Annotated in this window: 2 protein-coding genes and 1 pseudogene (1 of these 3 running past the window's edge); all 3 read left to right on the top strand. The window is 38.3% G+C overall.

The window, feature by feature from the left end; genetic code table 11:
- A partial coding sequence (locus tag V7149_RS25185; protein WP_335348301.1) for a DUF881 domain-containing protein occupies positions 1 to 320 on the top strand: 320 nt, incomplete at its 5' end.
- 1 nt (position 321) lies between these two features.
- Complete coding sequence (locus V7149_RS25180) at positions 322 to 684, top strand: small basic family protein (RefSeq protein WP_335348300.1); 363 nt, start codon at positions 322 to 324, stop codon at positions 682 to 684.
- 95 nt (positions 685 to 779) lie between these two features.
- Positions 780 to 1,875: pseudogene (gene ftsA, locus V7149_RS25175) on the top strand (cell division protein FtsA); it runs 163 nt beyond the window's last position.

Genomic DNA, 1,875 nt, shown 5'->3' with positions numbered 1-1,875 from the left:
ATGCAATGCACATATCAATTGATGGTCAGCGCCTCATTAATACAACGGTAATTAGAGATATAAACGGAGAAACAAAGGTTGACGGGCATTCCCTCAATCGATTGCCAATCGAGATCAAGGTGATCGCTGAAGACGCAAAATCCGCTGACAAACTGTTTAAACGGATGCAAGTATCAAAATCTGCTGACGAATTTTTTATTGATAATCTAAGGGTGAAAGTTCAAAAGCCGGAGGGAATTATTACAATACCCGCGTATGAAAATACAATAAGGATAAGAGATATGGAACCAGTGAACACAGACAAAGGAGGCAATTCATAATATGTGGCTTCCTTTATTAGGATTAATAATAGGTGTTATTCTAGGTTTATTTACCGAAGTGAAAATTCCAGAGGAGTATTCCAATTATTTATCTATTGCTGTACTTGCCGCATTAGATACGTTATTTGGAGGAATACGTGCTCAGCTTCAGAACATATACGATGAAAAGGTTTTTGTTTCCGGTTTCTTTTTTAATATTTTGCTTGCTGCAAGTTTGGCTTTTCTAGGTGTTCATCTTGGTGTAGACTTATATTTAGCGGCAGTATTTGCATTTGGAGTTAGATTATTCCAAAATATAGCTGTGATAAGAAGAATATTATTGACAAAATGGTCTGTAAGCCGTGAAAAAACTGAAAAAAATTAATTTTTATAAAGGGAAATTGCTAGTTTTGCCGAATTATTTAATATTAGCAAATTAATTTAGAATAAAGCGGGAATAGCAAAAGGAGGTGCCATAGAATGAACAACAATGAAATATATGTAAGTCTTGACATCGGTACATCCAGCGTAAAAGTTATCATAGGGGAAATGGTCAACGACTCTTTAAATATTATTGGTGTCGGCAGTGTGCAATCTGAAGGTTTAAGAAAGGGAGCCATTGTTGATATAGATGAAACGGTTCATTCAATTAGAAAGGCAATTGAACAGGCTGAAAGAATGATAGGAATGGAAATTACAAGTGTAATAGTTGGCATCACTGGCAACCATGTTATGCTCCAGCCATGTCATGGAGTAGTTGCAGTTTCAAGTGAAAACAGGGAAATTTCAGATGATGATGTAGCTAGAGTCATTGATGCAGCCCAAGTGGTTTCTATTCCGCCGGAAAGAGATATAATCGATGTCATTCCGAAACAATTTATTGTTGATGGTTTAGATGAAATTAATGATCCGCGTGGAATGATAGGGGTACGTCTTGAAATGGAAGGCACCATTATTACTGGATCCAAGACCATTTTACATAATTCATTACGTTGTGTTGAACGTGCGGGTCTTGAAATACTTGACATTACACTTCAGCCTTTGGCAGCTGGTGCTTACGCATTGTCAAAGGATGAGAAGAATCTCGGTGTAGCCCTAATTGATATTGGCGGTGGTTCAACAACAATAGCCATATTTGAACAGGGTAATTTAAAAGCTACAAGTGTTCTTCCAGTAGGGGGAGACCATATCACAAAGGATTTATCAATCGGTCTCCGCACATCAACTGAGGATGCTGAAAAGATAAAAACCAAGTATGGATATGCTTTTTATGACCATGCATCAGAAGAAGAGGTTTTCAGTGTACCGATAATTGGGAGTGACCAGCACCAGCAATTTAATCAGCTGGAAATTTCTGATATCATTGAAGCACGTATGGAAGAAATCTTTGACTTGATCCAAAATGAAGTGAGAAGGCTAGGCTCTCAAGACTTGCCTGGAGGATTCGTTCTTACAGGTGGGGTCGCGAACACTCAAGGGATCCTTGAGTTAGCCCAAGTCATTTTTCAAAATCGGGTTCGAATCGCCATACCAGATTATATCGGTGTAAGGGAGCCACAATTTACGACTGCAGTAG

This window comes from Bacillus sp. JJ1503 (genome assembly GCF_036965125.1).
Lineage (GTDB): Bacteria > Bacillota > Bacilli > Bacillales > Cytobacillaceae > Cytobacillus.
Note: the sequence above shows the minus strand (reverse complement) of the source record. Positions and strands in the feature narration are given on the sequence as shown.